The sequence below is a fragment of the Pantoea sp. BL1 genome (genome assembly GCF_000963985.1).
GTDB classification, from domain to species: Bacteria; Pseudomonadota; Gammaproteobacteria; order Enterobacterales; family Enterobacteriaceae; genus Pantoea; species Pantoea rwandensis_B.
Map to the genome: position 1 here is coordinate 51,467 of NZ_JZRH01000001.1, position 21,027 is coordinate 72,493.

At 55.7% G+C, this 21,027-nt stretch carries 21 protein-coding genes; 4 read left to right on the plus strand and 17 right to left on the minus strand.

The genetic code is table 11. The features are described 5' to 3' along the window. Nucleotides 1–85 precede the first annotated feature (85 nt). Nucleotides 86–1,033, plus strand: coding sequence for a sugar-binding transcriptional regulator (locus VH86_RS00205; RefSeq protein WP_045831540.1), 948 nt, complete (start codon nt 86–88; stop codon nt 1,031–1,033). Nucleotides 1,034–1,309: 276 nt separating this feature from the next. On the opposite strand, the gene hisP is transcribed toward VH86_RS00205, so the two are convergent. From hisP to VH86_RS00280, 15 genes are all read right to left on the minus strand, one after another. Next, nucleotides 1,310–2,083 (minus strand): histidine ABC transporter ATP-binding protein HisP, encoded by a 774-nt coding sequence (hisP, locus tag VH86_RS00210; protein WP_038645703.1) that lies wholly within the window; start codon nt 2,081–2,083, stop codon nt 1,310–1,312. Nucleotides 2,084–2,091: 8 nt separating this feature from the next. Next, the gene (locus VH86_RS00215) at nt 2,092–2,808 is read right to left on the minus strand and encodes an ABC transporter permease (RefSeq protein ID WP_034825106.1); all 717 of its coding nucleotides are present in this window, start codon (nt 2,806–2,808) and stop codon (nt 2,092–2,094) included. Then, the gene (locus VH86_RS00220) at nt 2,805–3,491 is read right to left on the minus strand and encodes a histidine ABC transporter permease HisQ (RefSeq protein ID WP_038645701.1); all 687 of its coding nucleotides are present in this window, start codon (nt 3,489–3,491) and stop codon (nt 2,805–2,807) included. Before VH86_RS00220 ends, VH86_RS00215 begins: the two co-directional genes overlap by 4 nt. 192 nt (nt 3,492–3,683) lie before the next feature. Further along, nucleotides 3,684–4,466 carry a lysine/arginine/ornithine ABC transporter substrate-binding protein ArgT gene (gene argT, locus VH86_RS00225; RefSeq protein WP_034825110.1) on the minus strand — a complete coding sequence of 261 codons (783 nt, stop codon included), beginning with the start codon at nt 4,464–4,466 and terminating at the stop codon, nt 3,684–3,686. 275 nt (nt 4,467–4,741) lie between these two features. Next, nucleotides 4,742–5,311: a UbiX family flavin prenyltransferase gene (locus tag VH86_RS00230; protein WP_038645698.1), complete on the minus strand. Its 570-nt coding sequence runs from the start codon at nt 5,309–5,311 to the stop codon at nt 4,742–4,744. Nucleotides 5,312–5,426: 115 nt separating this feature from the next. Beyond that, nucleotides 5,427–6,944: an amidophosphoribosyltransferase gene (purF, locus tag VH86_RS00235; protein ID WP_034825114.1), complete on the minus strand. Its 1,518-nt coding sequence runs from the start codon at nt 6,942–6,944 to the stop codon at nt 5,427–5,429. A 36-nt stretch (nt 6,945–6,980) separates the two neighbouring features. Next, the gene (gene cvpA, locus VH86_RS00240) at nt 6,981–7,466 is read right to left on the minus strand and encodes a colicin V production protein (RefSeq protein WP_034825265.1); all 486 of its coding nucleotides are present in this window, start codon (nt 7,464–7,466) and stop codon (nt 6,981–6,983) included. Nucleotides 7,467–7,717: 251 nt separating this feature from the next. Then, nucleotides 7,718–8,473, minus strand: a complete 756-nt coding sequence (dedD, locus tag VH86_RS00245) for a cell division protein DedD (RefSeq protein ID WP_045831629.1) — start codon at nt 8,471–8,473, stop codon at nt 7,718–7,720. After that, the gene (folC, locus tag VH86_RS00250) at nt 8,463–9,731 is read right to left on the minus strand and encodes a bifunctional tetrahydrofolate synthase/dihydrofolate synthase (protein ID WP_045831541.1); all 1,269 of its coding nucleotides are present in this window, start codon (nt 9,729–9,731) and stop codon (nt 8,463–8,465) included. The genes dedD and folC overlap by 11 nt, the downstream gene beginning before the upstream one ends. Before the next feature lie 189 nt (nt 9,732–9,920). After that, nucleotides 9,921–10,829: an acetyl-CoA carboxylase, carboxyltransferase subunit beta gene (gene accD / locus VH86_RS00255; RefSeq protein ID WP_034825118.1), complete on the minus strand. Its 909-nt coding sequence runs from the start codon at nt 10,827–10,829 to the stop codon at nt 9,921–9,923. Between the two features lie 132 nt (nt 10,830–10,961). Further along, on the minus strand, nt 10,962–11,624 hold the full coding sequence (locus tag VH86_RS00260; protein WP_034825120.1) for a DedA family protein: 663 nt from the start codon (nt 11,622–11,624) through the stop codon (nt 10,962–10,964). A gap of 36 nt (nt 11,625–11,660) precedes the next feature. Next, nucleotides 11,661–12,467, minus strand: coding sequence for a tRNA pseudouridine(38-40) synthase TruA (gene truA / locus VH86_RS00265; RefSeq protein ID WP_369800278.1), 807 nt, complete (start codon nt 12,465–12,467; stop codon nt 11,661–11,663). Beyond that, nucleotides 12,467–13,477, minus strand: a complete 1,011-nt coding sequence (locus VH86_RS00270; RefSeq protein ID WP_045813661.1) for an aspartate-semialdehyde dehydrogenase — start codon at nt 13,475–13,477, stop codon at nt 12,467–12,469. Before VH86_RS00270 ends, truA begins: the two co-directional genes overlap by 1 nt. Before the next feature lie 102 nt (nt 13,478–13,579). Then, nucleotides 13,580–14,704, minus strand: coding sequence for a 4-phosphoerythronate dehydrogenase PdxB (gene pdxB, locus VH86_RS00275; RefSeq protein ID WP_045831542.1), 1,125 nt, complete (start codon nt 14,702–14,704; stop codon nt 13,580–13,582). A gap of 167 nt (nt 14,705–14,871) precedes the next feature. After that, on the minus strand, nt 14,872–15,651 hold the full coding sequence (locus VH86_RS00280; RefSeq protein WP_045831543.1) for a helix-turn-helix domain-containing protein: 780 nt from the start codon (nt 15,649–15,651) through the stop codon (nt 14,872–14,874). Nucleotides 15,652–15,746: 95 nt separating this feature from the next. Here VH86_RS00280 and VH86_RS00285 point away from each other — a divergent pair, with 95 nt between their 5' ends. Both VH86_RS00285 and flk read left to right on the plus strand, forming a co-directional pair. Continuing rightward, a complete protein-coding gene (locus VH86_RS00285; protein ID WP_045831544.1) occupies nt 15,747–16,652 on the plus strand; it encodes a DMT family transporter in 906 nt (301 codons plus the stop codon). A 114-nt stretch (nt 16,653–16,766) separates the two neighbouring features. Then, entirely contained in the window at nt 16,767–17,798 is a 1,032-nt protein-coding gene (flk, locus tag VH86_RS00290; RefSeq protein ID WP_038645684.1) for a flagella biosynthesis regulator Flk, read from the plus strand. Between the two features lies 1 nt (nt 17,799). On the opposite strand, the gene VH86_RS00295 is transcribed toward flk, so the two are convergent. Continuing rightward, nucleotides 17,800–18,243, minus strand: coding sequence for a rhodanese-like domain-containing protein (locus VH86_RS00295; RefSeq protein WP_038645682.1), 444 nt, complete (start codon nt 18,241–18,243; stop codon nt 17,800–17,802). Between the two features lie 86 nt (nt 18,244–18,329). On the opposite strand from VH86_RS00295, the gene VH86_RS00300 reads away from it, so the two are divergent. Beyond that, a complete protein-coding gene (locus VH86_RS00300) occupies nt 18,330–19,766 on the plus strand; it encodes a PLP-dependent aminotransferase family protein (protein WP_045831545.1) in 1,437 nt (478 codons plus the stop codon). Here VH86_RS00300 and VH86_RS00305 read toward each other — a convergent pair. Continuing rightward, nucleotides 19,729–20,910, minus strand: coding sequence for an MFS transporter (locus VH86_RS00305; protein ID WP_045831546.1), 1,182 nt, complete (start codon nt 20,908–20,910; stop codon nt 19,729–19,731). The two genes, VH86_RS00300 and VH86_RS00305, sit on opposite strands and share 38 nt — an antisense overlap. Between the last annotated feature and the right edge of the window lie 117 nt (nt 20,911–21,027).

Below are 21,027 nucleotides of genomic sequence, written 5' to 3' on the forward strand. Positions count from 1 at the left end.
TGCTCTTTTTTAGGGCTTTTGCTCAGTTAGTGCTTTTCGTAAAACACGCGCTAAGATGACGCATCGATTTTGACGGAACAGCGTGATGAGCAGAGAAGAGAAAAAGCAGGAGCTGGCCGCACGTGCCGCGTGGATGTATTACGTTGCAGGCGTAACACAGCAGGAGATTGCGCAGGCATTGGGATTATCACGTCAGGTCGCGCAGCGCCTGGTCTCCAGCGCACGTGAGATGGGCATGGTGAGCGTAAAAATCGATCATCCCGTCACACACTGTTTGCAGCTGGCGCGCGAGGTGCAGGAGAAATTTGGTCTGGATCTGTGCCGCGTGGTGCCATCGGCCAATCTGAATGATGACGCCATTCAACAAATGCTGGCGGTAGAAGGCGCGGCGGTGATGTCACAGTTTATCAATGAGGAAACGCCGCAGGTGTTCGGCATTGGTTCAGGCAAGACGCTACGCTCAATGATCGATGCATTGCCGTGGGTGGACCGCCCGCAGCATCAGTGCGTTTCGATGATTGGGGCGATTGCACGCGATGATTCCGGTACCCGCTACGATGTGCCATTGAAAATGGCCGAAAAGATGCAGGGCAAGTATTACTTCATTCCTGCGCCGCTCTACGCTGATACGCCACAGGATAAAGCGATGTGGGTGCAGCATCAGGTGTATCAGCGCGTCACCGATCGCGCATTGCAGGCGGACGTGGCCTTTGTTGGTATTGGGGAAGTGATGCCGGGCTGTCCGCTAAATGCCGAAGGATTTATTACCGATGCGCAGGTTGAGGCACTGAATGCACGCGGCGTGGTGGGCGAAATGCTCGGCCATTTTTTCAATCAGCAAGGTGAGCGCGTGTGGGGCGAAACCGATGAGCTACTGACCAGCGTATTGCTGGAGAGCCAGACACAGCGCAAGATTATTGGTTTTTCCGGCAGTGAGCGGAAGTACCCGGCGATTCGGGCTGCGTTGCAGGGTGGCTGGGTATCGGGACTGGTAACCGATGAAGATACGGCGTTGAAGTTAATGCGAGAGTAACCGTACGCGCACCATTGCCTCATCTCGTCCGTACGGTCATGGATCAGATGTGCATTGATGCCTCATCTCGTCCGTGCGGTTATCAGCCAGGTGCGCATCGATGCCTCATCTCGTCCATGCGGTTATCGGCCAGGTACGCACCGATGCTTCATCTCGCCCGTGCGATTATTGGCCAGGTACGCACCGATGCCTCATCTCGCCCGTGCGGCGATTGGCCAGGTGCGCATACTGCGCACCCTACATTAGTAGGGTCGCCATTGATGGCGACCTGGTCAATTACTTCAGCGATCCCGACAGGAATTGCTGCAAGCGCGGGCTTTTCGGGTTGCCGAAAAGTTCATCTGGCGAGCCCTGCTCTTCAATCTTGCCCTGATGCAGGAAAATCACGTGATTGGAAACATGACGAGCAAACTCCATCTCGTGCGTCACCACCACCATGGTTTTACCCTCTTCAGCCAGTTTCTGCATGATGCGCAGCACTTCGCCAACTAACTCGGGATCGAGCGCAGAAGTCGGTTCATCAAACAGCAGCACTTCCGGCTCCATCGCCAGGGCGCGGGCAATGGACACACGCTGCTGCTGACCGCCGGAAAGATGCACCGGATATTTAGCGCGCGCACGCTCATCAATGCCGACTTTATCCAGATATTTAATCGCACGCTCACGCGCTTCGGCTTTGCTCAGCCCCAGTACCTGGATTGGCGCTTCGGTGACGTTGTCCAGCACTGTCATGTGGCTCCACAGATTGAAGTGCTGGAACACCATGGTCAGACGAGTGCGCAGTGAACGCAGCTGCTCTTTGTTGGACACTTTCAGCTGTCCATCGGTATCACGCACCAGATTGATTTGCTCGTTGTTGACCGAAATGGTGCCTTCGCTCGGCTTTTCGAGGAAGTTAATGCAGCGTAAGAAGGTACTTTTCCCGGAACCGGACGAGCCAATAATGCTGATCACATCGCCGGCGTTCGCCTGCAGTGATACGCCTTTCAAAACTTCATGTTCACCGTAACGCTTGTGCAGTTCGGTAACGCTTAATTTGTTGTCAGCCATAGTGATACTCAATGCGATGAAGAAGGTTTCACGTGCGCCAGGAAGCGGCGTTCCGCCTTGCGGAACAGGCTAATCAGCACGTAAGAGATAATCAGATACAGCACCGCAGCGATGCCAAACGCGGTAAACGGCTGGTAGGTCGCCGAGTTAATATCACGCGCGATTTTCAACAGATCCGGCACCGTGGCAGTAAATGCCAGCGCGGTGGAGTGCAGCATTAGGATCACTTCATTACTGTAGGCTGGCAGCGCGGTACGCAGCGCCGACGGCAGAATGATGCAGCGATACATTTTAAACGGGGAGAAACCGTAGGCGCGTGCTGCTTCAATTTCGCCATGGGGAACGGCGCGAATGGCACCGGCAAAAATTTCGGTGGTGTAAGCGCAGGTGTTCAGCGTAAAGGCCAGCAGCGTACAGTTCAGGCCGCTGCGGAAGAAGGCATTCAGCAGCTCCGATCCTTTCACCACTTCCAGCGTATACATGCCGGAATAGAAAACCAGCAGCTGGACATACAGCGGCGTACCGCGGAACACATAGGTGAACAGCCAGACGGGCGTTGAGATATAACGATTCGGCGATACACGCGCAATCGCCAGCAACACCGCCATGCAACCGCCGATCACCACGGAAAGAATCAACAACCACAACGTAATGGCGACGCCGGTAAAACGGTAACCATCGGTCCAGAGCAGCTGTTTCCAATACTCCTGAATGATATCGATCATAGCTCTGCCCTTTTCACACCCACCGTGTAGCGGCGTTCAAGCCACCACAGCACGCCGTTCGACAGCGTGGTAAACACCAGATAAATCACCCCCGCGACGATCGCGAAGTAGAACGGCTGCCAGGTACTTTTACCCGCCAGCTGCGTGGCTTTCACCACGTCTTCCAGCCCCAGCAGCGAGACCAGCGCCGTGGCTTTGAGAATCACCTGCCAGTTATTACCAATGCCTGGTAACGCAAAACGCATCATCGCCGGGAACAAAATACGACGGAAAGTTTGCGAACCGGTGAAACCGAAAGCGGTAGCCGCTTCAATCTGCCCTTTTGGCACAGCGAGGAAAGCACCACGGAAAGTTTCGGTGAAATAGGCACCATAGATGAAGCCAAGTGTGATGATACCGGCCACCATCGGATCGATATCAAACTGCGCCATGCCCAGCGCATCAGTGACCGTATTGAGGGCGATTTGCAGACCGTAGAAGATCAGCAACATCAAAACCAGATCGGGCACACCGCGGATTAAGGTGGTGTAGCCTTCAGCAATCATCACCAACAGGCGACTGCGAGAGAGTTTGGCGCCAGCGCCCATTAAGCCAAGCACTAAGGCGAGCACCACCGAGCTGAGTGCCAGCTCAAGGGTCACCAGGGTGCCTTTTAGGATTACTTCAGAATAGCCATACAGCATGGGTTCGATCCTGTCGTGAGGGAAAATAACAAACGCTGCCCAACTAACGGACAGTCCTGACCAGGATTTGAATCACAGGGTAGATGGCGGCAAGCGTATGAACCCCGGGAGTTTACATAAGTAAGCGCCCGGAGTGAATAGTTATGACCAACCCTGCTGCAAATCAATCATCAAGGTCAGAAAACAGGACAATTAATCGCCGTATACGTTGAAATCAAAGTACTTCTTCGCAATCTTGTCGTAAGTGCCATCTTTACGCATGGCATCAAACGCTTTATCGATGGCCGCTTTCAGGTCGGCATCATCTTTGCGTAAGCCCATACCTGTGCCCACACCAAAGATTTTGTCATCTTTAACCGCAGGACCCGCAAACGCATAGTTTTTGCCAACCGGCTGTTTCAGGAAGCCTTCACTCGCCTGCACTTCATCCTGGAAAGCCGCATCGATACGACCTGCATCCAGATCCTGATACACCAGATCCTGGTTGGCGTATGGCGTCACGGTGACACCCTTAGGACGCCAGTTTTCGTTCGCGTAGGTTTCCTGAGTGGTGCCCTGCAGCAGACCGATATTTTTACCTTTCAGCGATTCAATGGTCGGTTGCAGGCTGGAACCTTTCTTCGCCACTAAACGCGCATTGGCAGCGTAAAGTTTTTCAGAGAAGGCGATCTCTTCCTGACGTTTCTCGGTGATGGAGAGAGAAGAGATGATAGCGTCGATCTTCTTCGCCTTCAGCGACGGGATCAGCGCATCAAAATCACTTTCCACATAAGTACATTTGGTCTCGATACGCTTACAGATTTCGTTCGCCAGATCGATGTCAAAGCCGACTAACTGGCCTTGTGCATTCTTGGATTCAAACGGCGGGTATGTCGGGTCTGTCCCGATGCGCAGCGTTTTTGGTACCGCAGCGAACACGCTCGCAGCGCTGGACATGGCCAGCATCAGGGAAAGAGCCAGAACTCGCTTTTTCATAGGTAACCCTCAAGTGAAGTGCTTATTGTTATATGGTCGTGATGTGTGTTTGCGCTGAATGATTTGCAGGTTTCATGCCAGTTATGCAAAACGGCGAAAGCGTGCTCCGGCGCACTAAATACCGCGCCCTTTAGGGGCGCAAGCACTTAGTTTGTGAGGGAAATATAACAGCGGCGTGAGGAAGAAAAAGCGACATTGTTAACTTTTGGTGCACAAGATGCACGAAGAGTGATCGGGCACGCGAAATTGCACACAGTTAGTGCAAAATTGCACCATTATGCGCCATGCCAACGGGTAAACAGGTCTTGCGGCAGCTCAATATCGAATTGATCGATGACGCGATTGACGGTTTGATCGACCAGATCTTCAATTTTTTGTGGGCGGTGATAAAAAGCGGGCACCGGTGGCATGATCAGTGCGCCCAATTCCGCGGCAGTGGTCATCATGCGTAAATGCCCAAGATGCAGCGGCGTTTCGCGCACGCACAGGACCAGTTTACGCTGCTCCTTCAGCACCACATCGGCGGCGCGCGTCAGCAAACTATCACTGTAGCTGTGCACGATGCCGGAAAGGGTTTTCATTGAACAGGGTAAAATCACCATACCGAGTGTCTTGAAGGAACCGGATGAGATGCTGGCCGCGATATCACGCACGTCATGCACCACATCAGCCAGTGCTTGCACATCACGCAGGCTGTAATCCGTTTCCAGCGATAACGTCTGACGCGCAGCCGGACTGATCACCAAATGGGTTTCCACATCGGCCAAAGGTTGCAGCACTTGCAACAATCGCACGCCGTATATCGCGCCACTGGCGCCGGAAATACCAATGATCAGTCGTTTCATTATTCAGCCCTACCCGTTCAGATTGCGGCAATGATAGCCGCTCACTGAACAAAAATACAAAAACAAACAGGGCGGAGTCTCCCCCGCCCTGTTAAAGATGAGCACCACGAGGCCGTTAGCCTTCGTTATGTAGCTCCAGACCTTCCACTTCGTTCTGACGCTGAATCGCTTTCGCATCGTCATTACGCAGTGACTGCAAATACTCGAGGTACTGCTGGTCGACATCTTTGGTGACGTAAACGCCGTTGAAAACCGAGCACTCAAACTGTGCGATATCCGGGTTCTCTTCACGTACTGCTTCGATCAGATCATCGAGGTCCTGGAAGATCAGCGCATCGGCTTTGATCAGCTGACGAATCTCTTCCACTTCACGACCATGCGCGATCAGTTCGGTAGCGCTTGGCATGTCGATACCGTAGACGTTCGGGAAACGAATTTCCGGCGCGGCAGACGCCAGGTAGACGCGTTTTGCACCGGCTTCGCGCGCCATTTCAATGATCTGCTCAGAAGTGGTGCCACGCACGATGGAGTCATCGACCAGCAGCACGTTCTTATCACGGAACTCGGCACGGTTGGCATTCAATTTACGGCGAATAGCGCTACGACGCATATGCTGGCCCGGCATGATAAAGGTGCGGCCCACATAGCGGTTTTTCACGAAGCCCTGACGGTATGGCTTGTCGAGAATACGGGCGATTTCCAGCGCGGCATCAGTGGAGGTTTCCGGGATCGGAATGACCACGTCGATATCCAGATCTTCCCATTCACGGGCAATTTTCTGACCGAGTTTGGTGCCCATACGCACACGTGCGCTGTAGACCGACACCTTATCAAGGAAGGAGTCCGGACGCGCAAAGTAGACGTATTCGAACAGGCAAGGGTTGGTTTTTGGATTCTCAGCACACTGGCGCGTGGAGAGCTGGCCCTGCTCGGTGATGTACACCGCTTCACCAGGTGCCACATCGCGGATGAACTCGAAGCCTAACGTATCCAGTGCCACGCTTTCAGACGCCACCATATATTCGGTGCGACCATCAGCAATCACGCGTTTACCCAGAACTAATGGGCGAATCCCGTTAGGATCGCGGAACGCGACTAAACCATGGCCAATAATCATCGAAACCACTGCGTAAGCGCCGCGCACCTGTTGGTGCACTGCCGCTACCGCAGCAAAAATGTTGTCAGCTTCCAGCGGGTCATGCTGGAAACGGTCGAGCTCCTGCGCAAAGATATTCAGCAGGATCTCAGAATCAGAGGTGGTGTTAACGTGACGGCGACCCACTTCGAACAGATGCTTACGCAGTTCGTGCGCGTTGGTCAGGTTGCCGTTGTGCGCCAGCGTAATGCCATACGGGGAGTTTACGTAGAAAGGCTGCGCTTCAGAAGCGCTGGAGCTGCCCGCGGTTGGATAGCGAACATGGCCAATCCCGATATTACCCTGCAAACGCTGCATGTGGCGAGCTTCGAAGACATCGCTCACCAGGCCATTCGCTTTACGCAGACGGAAGCAGTTAAGCGCATCGATGGTACAAATGCCGGCGGCATCTTGCCCGCGGTGCTGCAGCACCGTTAACGCGTCATAGATCGACTGGTTTACTGGCATAAAACCGGTGATACCAACAATACCGCACATGTTGTCATTTCCTCATTGGCCGCACTCCCGGTGGCGTTACCGGGGTATAAAACTGGACGTGCTTTTCAGGTAATCGAAAAACCACCTGATGATGTAACTGAACTGGGGAATGAGTTGCGACTGTTGCCAGTCCGGGCTTTTGGAAAAGCCGGTGAATGTATCGAGGAAGAAGAGCATAGCGGAAACAATCAGCACGCCACGCAACGCCCCGAAACAGACCCCCAACACCCTGTCGGTTCCCGACAAGCCGGTTTTTTCCACCAGCGAGCCGATCACATAGTTCACGATGGCACCCACTATCAGGGTGGCAACGAATAACACCGCTATCGCGATGCCGTTGCGAACCAGTTCGTCGTCAAAACCTGTAAACCAGACTGCAAGGTAGGTGTAGTAATGACTGGCGACAAAAAACGCGCATCCCCAGGTAACGAGAGATAAGGCTTCCCGGACAAACCCACGAATCAGGCTGACCAGAGCCGAAAAACCAACTACCGCAATAATGACGTAATCAATCCAGATCATGAACGCTTCCAACCCAGTGCTTATGCACCCCTGCATCCAGTTCGGGGCGCATTCTAACAGAAAAAGAAAACGTTTGCGTAGGGTTTTCCGGTTCTGTATCCATAAAAAGGGCGATGAAAAAAACTTTCCTCGCCCTGAGTAAAATCAGCAATTTAACTCACTGATATAAAACAGATTTACCACAACATTTTCGCTTAACCGCTTGTGCTATACCGCGCCTTTTACTGCTATCGGCGCGGCTTATCACAGCATTAACGCGTGCCGTACGGTTTCACCACGCCACCGAGCCCGGAGATGCTTTGTAACTCACTCAGCGAACTCTGCAGCTTCGCTTTTGAGGCATCCGGACCCACGTAAATGCGCGTGATTTGTCCCTGCACCGGCGTGGATGGCACGGTAAAGGCACGATATCCCGACAGACGCAGTTGCGCCACGATCTCACTGACCTTGGCCGCGTTCTTTAGCGCACCTAGCTGAACCACAAACGCCTGCCCAGCAGGAGCCGCTTCCGGTTCACTCTGTTTCGGTGTTTCGACCGCTTTTGGCTGCTCAACCGGTTTCGGCTGTTCTACCACTTTTGGTTTGGGTTGCTCGACCGGTTTTGGTTTCGGCTGTTCAACCGGTTTAGGTTTGGGCTGTTCGACCACTTTCGGCTTCGGCTGCTCAACCGTCTTCGTCTGCTGATGCACCGGCGGCGGTGTCACCAGCGTAGGCTCGCTGTTCTGCACCGGTTGCGCATTGCCATTGCTGGCCGAACTGCTGGCTTTACCGTTATCCGGGGTTTGCGCCGTGCTCGCCCCTTCCGGCGGCTGCGCCGGGAGCGGTTGCGTTACCGGCGGCACCATTTCGCTATCCTGCTGATCGTCCGGCTTTGGCACCAGCGGAATCGCCGCGAACTCTTCTTTATAATGCTTTTTCTTGCCGTCGAGCAGCCCCGGCAGCACGATGACGCCAATCGCCACCAAAATGACGGTACCGACTAAGCGATTTTGAAACTTACTTGCCACTGCCATTCTCCGCTGACATCGATTCCATAACCTGTGCAACGGTGTGGAAAGAACCACACACCAGAATCACATCCTCAGGCGCGGCTTGCTGACGCGCGGCCTGCCATGCTGCATCGACGTTATCATACGCATTGCCACCTTCAAGGTGGGCGATCAGCTCATCGGCGGTGGCGCCACGCGGACCGTCAAGCGGTGCACAGAACCAGCTATCCACCTGCGGTGCCAGCGCGGCCAGCGTCCCCGCGATGTCTTTGTCATGCAACATGCCGACCACTGCATGCACTTTACCGCTTTTCGGCAACTCCGCCAGACGCGAAGCCAGATAATGCGCGGCATGCGGATTGTGCGCCACATCGAGAACCACGCGCGGGCTTTCACTCACCGTCTGGAAACGCCCGGGCAGAATCGCTAAGGGCAGATGTTCGCGAATCACGGCTTCGCTGACGTTGAGTCCTGATGCGCGCAGCGCGGTCAGTGCAGTCGCCGCATTGGGCAACGGCACCTGCGGCAACGGCAGGTCGTGCAGCTCACCGTGTGCATCCTGTAACGTCCAGCTGTTTTCCTGTTTCTGCCACTGCCAGTCGCGATTGATTTGCAGTAACTGCGCGCCCTTCTCTGCCGCGACTTCGGCGATGGTGTGCGGCATATCCGCCTCACCCACGACCGCCGGTTTGCCGCCGCGGAACACGCCGGCTTTTTCCCGGCCAATGCTTTCGCGATCCGGTCCCAGCCAATCGGTGTGATCGAGCGCGATGCTGGTGATCACCGCAACATCCGCATCCACGATGTTGGTGGCGTCAAGACGTCCGCCCAGACCCACTTCGAGGATCACCACATCAAGATTGGCCTCACGGAACAGATTCAGTGCGGAGAGGGTGCCGAATTCAAAGTAGGTGAGTGAAATGTCACCGCGTCCGGCTTCAATACTGGCGAAGCTGGCGCTGTGCAGCGCTTCATCCAGCTCGGAGCCCTGCACGCGCACGCGTTCGGTGTAGCGCACCAGATGCGGCGAGCTGTACACGCCCACGCGATAGCCCGCAGCCATCAACAGCGTTTCCAGCGTGCGGCAGGTGGTCCCTTTGCCATTGGTGCCGGCAACAGTGAAGATAAACGGAGCGGGTTTTAGCAGGTCAAGGCGTGCGGCGACGCGTTGAATACGATCCAGACCCAATTCGATGGCCTGAGAATGCAGATGTTCAAGATAATGAAGCCACGTGGCCAAAGGCGACGTGGCTTGAGGAAGCTGCAGAGTGTCCATGTGTCCCGTTTACTCATCTTACACATCGTCATTCAAGCCGCAGCGGCGTGGGCTGCACTCAATCCCCCCCGGTCCCTTACTGAGTAAGCTGCCGGGGGATTCATTCGTTTGCCGCCTTGCTGCAACTCGAATGACAGGGTGTTTACGGTTCATTGGTGAAAAGCGTTAACCACCGCTTTTCGTTGCCTGTCAGGCCTCGTTGCTCTCCGGCACAGCCGTAGAAGGCTGATCACCATCCTGCAGCGGCGCTGGCAGGTTCATCATTTTCGCCAGCAGGCTGGCCAGCTTAAAGCGCATTTCCGGACGACGGATGATCATGTCGATCGCGCCTTTTTCGATCAGGAACTCACTGCGCTGGAAGCCCGGTGGCAGTTTTTCACGCACGGTCTGTTCGATAACGCGTGGACCGGCAAAGCCGATTAGCGCTTTTGGCTCTGCGACGTTCAAATCGCCCAGCATCGCGAAGCTGGCAGAGACACCGCCCATGGTTGGGTCGGTCAGCACGGAGATGTACGGCAAGCCGCGCTCCTGCATTTTCGCCAGCGCTGCGCTGGTTTTTGCCATCTGCATCAGCGACTGTAACGCTTCCTGCATACGGGCACCGCCACTCGCAGAGAAGCAGATCAGCGGGCAGTTATCTTCCAGTGCCTGCTCAACGCCACGCACGAAGCGCGCGCCAACCACAGAACCCATTGAGCCGCCCATAAAGGAGAACTCAAAGGCTACCGCCACCACGGGCATTCCGTGCAGCGTCCCTTTCATGGCGATCAGTGCATCTTTCTCACCGGTGTCTTTCTGCGCGGCAACCAGACGATCTTTGTACTTCTTGGAATCGCGGAACTTCAGCAGATCCTTCGGTTCCAGCTCGCTGCCTAATTCAACCAGAGAACCTTCATCCAGCATGGTGTGCAGACGCTCACGGGCGTGCATGCGCATGTGGTGGTCGCACTTTGGGCAGACCTCAAGGTTACGCTCCAGTTCGGCGCGGTACAGCACCTGACCACAGCTATCGCATTTGGTCCAGACCCCTTCCGGGATACTGGCTTTGCGCGTTGGCGTGGTGGTGCTTTTATTCAGTATGCGTTCAATCCAGCTCATTGATGACCTTTCTGTTTAATGCTGACCTGGTCCAGTCTTCTTGTGACTGCTGAAATCACCTTCAGCAGGTCGTAAATGTCGCTCATTAAACCACAACCCGTTCACGCTGTGGATAAAAATCTGGTGACGGGCTTACTGTGGCTTCTGCTGACGTGCCTGACGGCGATGGCGCCATACTTCAATCACGCCTGGCAAAATTGAGACCACAATAATGCCCACAATCAGCAGTTTCAGGTTCTCCTGCACCACCGGCAAATCACCGAACAGGTAACCGGCATAGGAGAACAGCAGCACCCACAGCAGCGCACCCGTTACGTTGAAGAGCGCAAAGTGGCGATAAGACATGTGTCCCATCCCCGCCACAAAGGGGGCAAAGGTTCGCACGATTGGTACAAAGCGCGCAAGTATAATGGTTTTGCCACCGTGGCGATCGTAGAACGCGTGGGTTTTATCCAGATAGCTGCGACGGAAAATTTTCGAGTTCGGATTGCTAAACAGCTTCTCTCCGAACAACCGACCAATAGTGTAGTTCACCGCATCACCGAGGATGGCAGCAATCACCAACAGTGTGACCATTAAATGCACGTTGAGATCGTTACCAGGCAGAGCTGCCAGCGCACCAGCAACAAACAGTAACGAATCCCCTGGCAGGAAAGGTGTGACCACGAGGCCGGTTTCACAGAACAGGATCAGGAACAGAATGGCGTAAATCCAGACGCCGTACTGCGCCACCAGTTCGGCTAAATGCACATCAATATGGAGAATAAAGTCGATCAAAAAGTGGATGAATTCCATAATGTTCCGGCTCCCAAACATCCTTACTCATTTAAATTAATCTGCGAGGAACAAAGGTCCCAACGCAGGCTGAGGTAACGCAAAATGGGATGGGTAATCCACCGCCACCAAATACAACCCCTCGGCTTTAGCGGTCGCTGCCGCCAGAGTACGATCTTTTGCCGCCAGCAACTCAGCCATCCAGCTTTCCGGCTGGTTGCCGCAGCCAATCTCCATCAGGCTGCCGACAATATTGCGCACCATGTGGTGCACGAACGCGTTGGCTTTGATATCGACAATCACATAAGGCCCGTAACGTGTGACGTTAAGGTGCATCACGTTGCGCCACGGCGTGCGCGACTGGCACTGCACCGCACGGAACGAGGTAAAGTCGTTCTCGCCAATTAAACACTGACCGGCACGCTGCATTTTCTCGACATCCAGCGGATGATAAAAATGGGTGATGCCGTTGCCAAGAATCGCCGGTCGCAGCCGCTGATTGAAAATCACATAGCGGTAACGACGCGCCGTGGCGCTAAAGCGGGCATGAAATTCTTCCGGCACCGCTTTCACCCAACGTACGGCGATGTCGTCAGGTAAATTGGCGTTCACACCCAGCGTCCAGGCGCTGTCGGCGCGCGGCGAGGTGGTTTCGAAATGCACCACTTGCCCGGTACCGTGCACACCGGCATCCGTGCGTCCGGCACAGAACACCACCACCGGGTGATTCGCCACTTTCGACAGCGCTTTTTCCAGCTTTTCCTGCACGCTGCGCACTTCGTTCTGTCGCTGCCAGCCGTAGTAACGGCTGCCGTCATACTCAATGCCTAACGCCAGCTTAAATGTCGTTTCTTCAGACAACATTAATAGAAGTACTCCTGCACCAATTTCTCAGCGGTTTTTACCGCCATCAGTGCGCCGCCGAAGCGAACGTTGTCAGCCACGGACCAGAATTGCAGCAGCTCAGGGAGACCGTAATCATTACGCACGTTGCCAATGCTCAGCGCATCATTACCTGATGCATCGCTGACGGGCGTCGGGTATTCACCGTCTGCGCTGAGGTTAATGTCCTCGGCACGATCCAGTTCATCTCGCGCTTCTTCGGCTGACAGCGGACGTAAATTTTCGACATGCACAATCTGCGTGTTGCCGTAAAACACCGGCGCCTGCACGCTGCTGACGGCAATCGGCAAGCCCTCGTCCTGCAGCACTTTGCGCACCTGATCCACCAGACGACGTTCACTCTCCACGCTGCCGTGGCTATCCGCTAACTGCGGCAACAGGTTGAACGCCAACTGACGACCAAAATAGTGCTCATCTGCCGGTACACCATTCAGCAAGCGCGCGCTTTCGCCCGCCAGGCCATCCACTGCCGCTTTACCGTGGCTGGAAACCGAAATCAAATTGGTCACCTGCAAACGGCTTAAACCCGCAGTATCCACCAACGGTTTGATAGCGCTTAACAGCTGGCTGACCAGCGCATCGGCCACCGTCACGATGTTGCGATTGCGATAATCGGCCAGTACCTGTGGATTCACATCCGGCACCACCAGCGGGACATCCGGCTCCAGCGCGAACAGATCGCTGCTGTCGATCACCAGGCAACCCTGGCTTGCGGCTTCATCCGCGTAACGCGCGGAAGCTTCACGTCCGGCAGCGAAAAACGCCAGCTGCGCCTGAGTCCAGTCAAATTCAGCCGCATCCTGCACGCGCAGGGTGCGACCATCAAAACGCACACTTTCACCGGCGCTGTTTTCGCTCGCCAGCAGATACAATTCACCAACCGGGAACTGGCGTTCTGCCAGCAATTCCAGTACAGCGTTCCCTACTGCGCCTGTTGCGCCCAATAGCGCAATATTCCAGCCGTCAGACATGTTGGTTTACTCCAGACAATGACATAAAAACAGAAGGCGGTGATGACACCGCCTGACATTTAAGACTTTTCCCGCGCGAAAACGCAGGGGATTGATTTAACTTTACAAACTGGCGCGGAAACCGAGCTTTTCCAGCATCGCGGCGCTGTCGGCATCATCACATTTTACCTGTAGCGATGACCATTCACGACGCTCTTCATACTGCTTGCGCAGGCGATCAAACTCGCCCGGTTTGGCAGCCACTTTTCGCAGTGGCGCATCGTCGCGGCGCACATCATACACCAGGTGCACCAGTCGTTTCAGCGTTGGCTGATCGAGCTTACCGTGCAGCGTAATGGTGCCAAATTCCGGTGCAGGCAGCAGACTCTCCAGCGCCACCTGTTGCGGCTGACCGATAAACGCACACCAGGCTTCAAATACTTGTGTCGTGCCGCGCGCTTTGCCTTCCAGCGTATAGCCCGCAATGTGTGCCGTGGCGATATCCACTTTATCCAGCAGATCGAGGTTCAGATCCGGCTCCGGCTCCCACACATCCAGCACCACGCTGAGGTCGCTGCGCATTTTCAACACTTCCAAAAGCGCGGCGTTATCGACCACCGGGCCTCGGCAGGCATTGATCAGGATGGTGTTGGGTTTGAGTGCCATCAGCAGTGCCATGTCGGCCAGATGCCAGCTTTTATAGGGGCCGTCTTTAAACAGCGGCGTATGGAAGGTCAGAATATCGGCCTGCGCCACCAGCTCATCCAGCGAGTGGAACGTTTCCTGATCGCCACGATCCGCACGCGGCGGATCGCACAGCAGGGTTTTCACTCCCCAGGCTTCAAGACGTTTTTGCAAACGACCACCCACATTGCCAACGCCGACAATCCCCACGGTACGATTGCGCAGTTCAAAACCATCGCGCTCGGCCAGCAGCAGCAATGAGGAGAAGACATACTCCACCACCGCAATCGCGTTACAGCCCGGTGCCGCCGAAAAGGCGATTCCAGCGGCCGCCAAAGAAGCATCGTCCACATGATCAGTGCCAGCCGTGGCGGTACCCACGAACTTCACCGGCGTACCGGCCAGCAGCTCAGCATTCACTTTGGTCACCGAGCGCACCATCAGTCCGCTGGCATCCTGCAACTCTGCTTCGGGTAACGGACGTCCAGGCACGGCCAATACTTCACCGGTGCGACTGAAGAGTTCACGAGCGTAAGGCATGTTTTCATCGACGAGAATTTTCACTGCGGCGGTCCTGTCTGCTGAGGCGTTTGAGGCGCGTATTCTTACATATACCCGTCATACTTCAAGCCACAGATACGTTGGCTGCGTAGATACCCCCTGTTACTGACCGAGGCCCCCACACCTTTGCCGCCTTTCTGCGACGCGAATGATTTCAGGTCTAACCCATTTCAACTTAACCGGCTGCGGTAGCGATCCGGCGTGGTGCCGGCCTGCTGCTGGAACATCACAATCAAGGCTGATGACGAGCTATAGCCGAGTTCGTGTGCAATGCCTTGCACGCTGCAGCCCTGCTCCAGAAGTGCAATGGCCCGCAAAAACCGTAAACGCTGGCGCCATTCGCTGAAAGACATTTTCAACTGCTGCTGACAACGTCGCGCCAGCGTACGCTCGGTGGTGAACACGCGCTTCGCCCATTGAGCCAGCGTGGTGTTGTCACCGGGATTTTCTTCCAGGGCACGCAAAATCGGCGCGAGGAATTTGTCGTCCGACAGGGGCAAATAACTGGTGTGCACCGGTGCCTGGCGCAGACGATCAATTAAGACCTCACACAATCGCCAGTCTGCTTCGGTCTGAGGTTGTTCCAACTCGCGCTGCGCAAAGTCATTCATGATGGCGTGCACAATCGCATCAACGTGCAGCAAACAGGCTTTGTCGGGCATCCCCGCACAGAGATCGACAGCGAGGTTGAAGGTGCGAAACTGGGCATGGCAATGGTTATAGCTACTGTGCCGTTGTCCTGGCGGGATCCAAATCGGCATATCGGCTGGGGTTAATAACCTTTCCCCCTCCACTTCCATTTCTAGCACGTGGCTGGTGACGAAAATCACCTGACCCCAACTGTGAAGATGCGGCAGATATTCGGTTTTCGCGTTAGCCTGCTCGTAGCGCATAAAATAGCGCAGCAGCGGCGCATCAACGGGGGGTTGATACTCGATCTGTAAATTCATTCTGTCCGGTCATTAACGAATATTGTCCGATTTTAACTATCTAAACAAAACCGGTCAAATGTAAACTTTTCGCGATTAAACTCTGGAGTCGTACGATGAATTTACTGTTTCCGCTGATCGCGGTGATGATCTGGTCGATCAATACCATTGTCAGCAAACTCTCTGCCGGGAGCATCGATCCTGCCGCCATCTCCTTTTATCGCTGGCTGTTGGCATTGATCGTGCTGGCCCCCTTCTGCCTGCCCGGTGTGTGGCGCCATCGCCATGCCGTGAAGGCCAATCTGTGGCGATTATTGATCCTCGGTCTGTTGGGCATGGTGCTTTATCAGAGTCTCGCCTACTATGCCGCCCACAGCGTGTCGGCGGTGATGATGGGTATATTAGGCGCCACGATTCCGCTGCTGACCATTCTGCTCAGCCTGTTCGTTTTACGCCTTGCGCCGACGCGCGGCATTTTAATTGGCGGCCTGTTGTCCTTTGCCGGTTTGGTCTGGCTGGTGAGTGAAGGGGATCCGGCACAGTTGCTGAATCAGCGTCTTGGCAACGGCGAGTTGATGATGCTGGCGGCTTCCACCTCGTATGCGCTTTACGGTGTGCTGACTAAACGCTGGGCGATCCCTCTGCCGACCTGGCAGAGCCTGTACGTACAGATTTTCTTTGGCGTGTTGCTGTTACTGCCTGGATTCTTGCGCGCACCGGACGTCACGCTGAATCTGCATAACATTCCGCTGGTGCTGTTTGCCGGGCTGTTCGCGTCCATTATTGCGCCATTCTTGTGGATCCTTGGCGTGCAACGTCTGGGCGCCAGTACGACAACCATTTTTATGAATTTTGTACCCGCGTTTACCGCCATTATCGCGGTGATGTTCCTGCATGAGCAGTTGCACGCTTATCACTGGATAGGTGGCGGGATGACCTTAGTCGGTGTGATTCTGGCGCAACGCCTGAAAACACCCCTGCGCAAGCCACGTGAGTCGACCGTTCCCGGTCCTGCCACCTGATTTTATTGTCCCGAAAGGCCGCAGCCCCCGTGGATTTCCCGGGGGCTTTTGTTATCATATGGCCTCTTTTTTCCGGCGCACCCGGATCTGACCTCGTTTTTCAAGGATTCCGCCATGCAACCTCTCAGCGGTCCCGGTGTGCCTGCGGGCGATCGTTCAACGCTCACTCATGCGACTGGCCCCACTCGTCCTGGCGGACCGGCGGGCGAACAGCCACTCTCCCCTGCCCAGCGCACCACGCTGGAACGTCTGATTGTGCGCATCATGTCACTCAGTACCTTGAAAGCCCCTGAATTGTGGGCTGGCGTACGCCATGAAGTGGGCGTAAAGAATGATGCTGAGCTGCAATCGCGTCATTTTCCTGCTGCCGAACAGCATTTGAATGGGCGCTTGACCCAGGTGCAGAACAGCCTTGCAACGCGCCAGCTGTTGCAGCAGCTCCTGGAGAAGCTGCCGCAGGGGAATAATCGTCAGGCGGTGAGTGACTTTATCCGTCAGCAATTCAATCAAACGGTGCTGAGTGCGCTCTCGCAGGATCAGCTACGTCAGGTGCTGACCATGCTGCAAAATGGGCAGATGGCGATCCCGCAACCACAGCAAACGCGCGCGTCCGACCGCACACTGCTGCCAGCTGAACAGCAATCGCTGAATCAACAGGTCACGCGCCTCGCGGCCACGACCGGCGAATCACCGGTCAAGCTGTTGTCTGAAGCGCTGAAACTGGTCAATCTGAAGAGTGGCGATCCGATTCCCTCTCGCCACTTTCCGCTGCTAACACAATATTTGCAGGTACGTCAGACGTTGGGTCAACACAGCGCACCGACCTTACAAATGCTGGAAACCTCGCTGAAGCAGCCGTTGACGCATGACGAACAGCGTTTGCTGGAGGATTACAGCCAGCAGCGTTTCCAGGCCACGCCGCAGACAGTGCTGACGCCCGCGCAAACCCAGGATCTCCTCAATTTACTCTTCAGTCGTCGCGTCGAGAAAACGCTGGAGCAGCCGCACACTGCCAGCGATCTGCGCCCGCAGCCGATCTGGTCGCCGTGGATCGAGATATTACCGCGCCCACTGGCTCAGCGCCCGGCACTGACGTTAATCCTTGGCCTGGCGCTGTTCTTCTTTTTACTCTGGCTATTTCTGTAACTTAACAGCCACAGTGCGCACCGGGTGCGGCCTGTGGCCATTCGCCGGGCGACGTTCCCCACGTTAACGGATGCCCATCACGTTTCCAGAAATCCAGCCCACCTATCAACTCTTTGACCTGAAAACCCAGCGAAGCCAGTTTCCATGCCGCTTTCGTTGAGCCGTTGCAGCCGATGCCATCGCAGTAAGTGATATACACCTTGCTGCGATCCAACTGTGCTGTGGATTCGGCATTCATAGTGCGATGCGGAAACGAAAGCGCCCCGGTAATATGCCCCGCCTGATAAACCTCAGTGGATCGTGCATCGATCACCACAATCGCGCTGACGCCTTGCGCCAGATCTTCTGCCAAATCCCAGGCGTCAGTGTAGTAACTCAGTTTGTGCTGCAGATAGGCCACGCTCTCTTGAGGATCGGCGGGTGGGAAGAGTAAGACTGATGACATCGCATTCTCCTTGTGTAATTTTCCCTGAGTTTACGGCAAAGTGGTCTGCAATCTGATACCACTTTTTCCACAGTGATAAGACCACCATGCGCCACTCTTTTTTAGCACTGTTTAATCATGCGTCATCCGGCGGCTTGCGTGAACGTTTGTGCCATACGTTACGCCAGGCCATTACCAGCGGTCATTTACACCATCAGCAACGCTTACCCTCCAGCCGTCAGTTAGCCGAGGATTTGTCACTGTCGCGGGTGACGGTGGAAGCCGCTTATGCGCAGTTAGAGAGTGAAGGCTATCTGGAGAGACGGGCGGGTCGGGGGACTTTTGTATCGATTGCGATGCCTGCACGGGCGGCGACCACACCCGCACAGAGTTCACCCCGGTTCTCCCGACGCGGCGAGCAGATCCTGGCGACGGGCGGCTGCCAGGATCCGCCGTTCCCCCATGCGTTTGCCGCCGGTTCGCCTGAATTACGCGCTTTCCCGCACACGCAATGGCGTCGGATCAGTAACAGCGTGCAGCGCTCGCTGGGTAGCCAGGTAATGGGCTATGGCGATCCACTGGGCTTTATGCCACTTCGTGAGGCGGTGGCGGATTATCTGGCGTTATCACGCGGCGTACGCTGCGCTGCCGGGCAAGTGGTGATCCTAACCAGTTCACAGCAGGCCTTGCAGTTACTGGCACTGATGTTGCTGGATGCCAATGATGAAGTCTGGCTTGAGGAGCCGGGCTATCCTGGCGCGCGTAACGCATTCCTCGCGGCGGGTGCACACTGCCGCGCGATGCCGCTGGATGGCGAAGGGGCAATACCGCTGGAAGGCGATGCCAGGCTGGTTTATTTGACGCCGGGACATCACTATCCCACCGGCACCGCGATGAGCCTGACCCGCCGTCTGCAATGGCTCGACTGGGCGCGCCAACATCAAAGCTGGTTGATAGAAGATGATTACGACAGTGAGTTTCACTATGACGATCGCCCGATTCCCGCCTTGCAGGGCCTGGAGAATCATAGCCGGGTTATCTGCCTCGGCACCTTTTCCAAAACGCTCTTCCCCTCCCTGCGACTGGCGTGGATGGTGGTCCCGCCAGCGCTGGTGGATGCCGTTGGTCGCGCACGCAGCATTCTTGATGGACACAGCGCGCTGTTGCCGCAAGCGATCACAGCAGAGTTTCTGCAGCAAGGTCATTTTGCCAGCCACCTGCGGCTAATGCGTCAGCTTTATCACAGTCGCCGCGATCGATTGCTGGAGCAGATCAACACGCGCCTGCAGCCGTGGCTGACGCCGCTGCAGGCATCTGGCGGGCTGCAGCTGACGGTATCATTGCATCAGGGTGAGGAAGCACAACTCACGCAGCAGGCCAGTGAAATTGGTCTGCTGTTGCCGCGTCTGTCGCCGTTATACACCAGCAGTCAGCCGCAATCGGGCTGGCTGCTGGGCTTTGCCGCGCTGACGCCGGGTGAGATTGTCAGCGCCTGCGATAAACTGGTTACGCTGCTGTCGCGCTACGCGCGAACGACCAGGTGACGAGAATGCCCAGGGCTGCGCAGCAGGCACCCGCAAGGTAGACCGAGCCATAACCCAATGCCGTGGCGAGGAGGCCGGTCAGTGGGCCGCTGGCACCGTAAGCGATATCCTGGAAAGCAGAGAAACCGCCCAGCGCCGTGCCACGAATTTGTGGCGAGACGCGTTTGATCACCTCGACGCCGAGCGCCGGGAAAATCAGTGAACAGCCGCAACCGGTGAGCGCGGCACCCACCAGCGCCATCCAGCCAGAGGTTGCACATGCCAGCATCAGCAAACCGGCGGTTTCCACCAGCAGCGAAATCATTGCGACGCGGACGCCACCGTGACGATCCGGCAGGCCGCCAAAGAAAACACGCACCAATACAAAAGCACAGCCAAATGCGGTCAGGGCAAAACCGGCATTGCCCCAGTTTTCTGCAGCAAAATAGAGCGAGGTAAAGGTGCCGATCACGGCGAAGCCGGTGCCCTGGAGCGCCAGCGCCATGCCGGGTTGAAAGATGGTTTTCACCACGCTGAGCAATGAAGGGCGTTCGCCACCCACCACCGGCACTTTAGTGACCCAGCTATTGATCGCCAGCGAGAGCAGTGGCAGTAACAGCACGACACCACCGAGTGCCGCGAATCCGCCATGCTGATTGATCAGCAAACCCAGCGGTGCGCCCGCTGCCAGCGATCCATAAATCGCCATACCGTTCCACGACATCACCAGGCCGGATCGTTTGCTGCCCACCAACCCCATGCCCCAGGTCAGATTGCCGGTGAGCAGCAAGCTTTCACCAAATCCGAGTAACAAACGCCCCACTGCCAGCAAACCAAATTTTGCCCATGGCGAAACGGGCAACAGCGCCGCGGCCAGATACGCCACACCCACCAGCGCGATGGCGATCATACCGTGTTGCGTGGTGAGCTTTGCACCGTGCTGATCGGCTCGGCGTCCGGCGAAGCTGCGCGTCAGCAGCGTGGCGAAGAACTGAATCCCTACCGCAACACCCACCATCAGGTTGCTCATGCCCAATTCCTGATGCACGTACAGCGGGATGACCGGGAGCGCCAGCCCTGCGGTTAAATAAGTGAGAAATACCGCAAAGGATATGCAACCCAAAGGCAGCACAGATTGCGTCTGCGTATCAGCAGCCGTGGACATGATGGTATGAACTCCTTGTTCAGAGCGTGTGCGACAAGCGAGACCCTCTTACACGTTCGTGTCTTGCATTCAGACGAAAACGGGTTATTTGGTTCATAATGTGCACAAACGATTATT

Coding starts and splice junctions, on each gene's coding strand:
- VH86_RS00205 (WP_045831540.1), top strand. CDS start 86: ATGAGCAGAGAAGAGAAAAAGCAGGAGCTGGCCGCACGTGCCGCGTGG.
- hisP (WP_038645703.1), bottom strand. CDS start 2,083: ATGGCTGACAACAAATTAAGCGTTACCGAACTGCACAAGCGTTACGGT.
- VH86_RS00215 (WP_034825106.1), bottom strand. CDS start 2,808: ATGATCGATATCATTCAGGAGTATTGGAAACAGCTGCTCTGGACCGAT.
- VH86_RS00220 (WP_038645701.1), bottom strand. CDS start 3,491: ATGCTGTATGGCTATTCTGAAGTAATCCTAAAAGGCACCCTGGTGACC.
- argT (WP_034825110.1), bottom strand. CDS start 4,466: ATGAAAAAGCGAGTTCTGGCTCTTTCCCTGATGCTGGCCATGTCCAGC.
- VH86_RS00230 (WP_038645698.1), bottom strand. CDS start 5,311: ATGAAACGACTGATCATTGGTATTTCCGGCGCCAGTGGCGCGATATAC.
- purF (WP_034825114.1), bottom strand. CDS start 6,944: ATGTGCGGTATTGTTGGTATCACCGGTTTTATGCCAGTAAACCAGTCG.
- cvpA (WP_034825265.1), bottom strand. CDS start 7,466: ATGATCTGGATTGATTACGTCATTATTGCGGTAGTTGGTTTTTCGGCT.
- folC (WP_045831541.1), bottom strand. CDS start 9,731: ATGGACACTCTGCAGCTTCCTCAAGCCACGTCGCCTTTGGCCACGTGG.
- accD (WP_034825118.1), bottom strand. CDS start 10,829: ATGAGCTGGATTGAACGCATACTGAATAAAAGCACCACCACGCCAACG.
- VH86_RS00260 (WP_034825120.1), bottom strand. CDS start 11,624: ATGGAATTCATCCACTTTTTGATCGACTTTATTCTCCATATTGATGTG.
- truA (WP_369800278.1), bottom strand. CDS start 12,467: ATGTTGTCTGAAGAAACGACATTTAAGCTGGCGTTAGGCATTGAGTAT.
- VH86_RS00270 (WP_045813661.1), bottom strand. CDS start 13,477: ATGTCTGACGGCTGGAATATTGCGCTATTGGGCGCAACAGGCGCAGTA.
- VH86_RS00280 (WP_045831543.1), bottom strand. CDS start 15,651: ATGAATTTACAGATCGAGTATCAACCCCCCGTTGATGCGCCGCTGCTG.
- VH86_RS00285 (WP_045831544.1), top strand. CDS start 15,747: ATGAATTTACTGTTTCCGCTGATCGCGGTGATGATCTGGTCGATCAAT.
- flk (WP_038645684.1), top strand. CDS start 16,767: ATGCAACCTCTCAGCGGTCCCGGTGTGCCTGCGGGCGATCGTTCAACG.
- VH86_RS00295 (WP_038645682.1), bottom strand. CDS start 18,243: ATGTCATCAGTCTTACTCTTCCCACCCGCCGATCCTCAAGAGAGCGTG.
- VH86_RS00300 (WP_045831545.1), top strand. CDS start 18,330: ATGCGCCACTCTTTTTTAGCACTGTTTAATCATGCGTCATCCGGCGGC.
- VH86_RS00305 (WP_045831546.1), bottom strand. CDS start 20,910: ATGTCCACGGCTGCTGATACGCAGACGCAATCTGTGCTGCCTTTGGGT.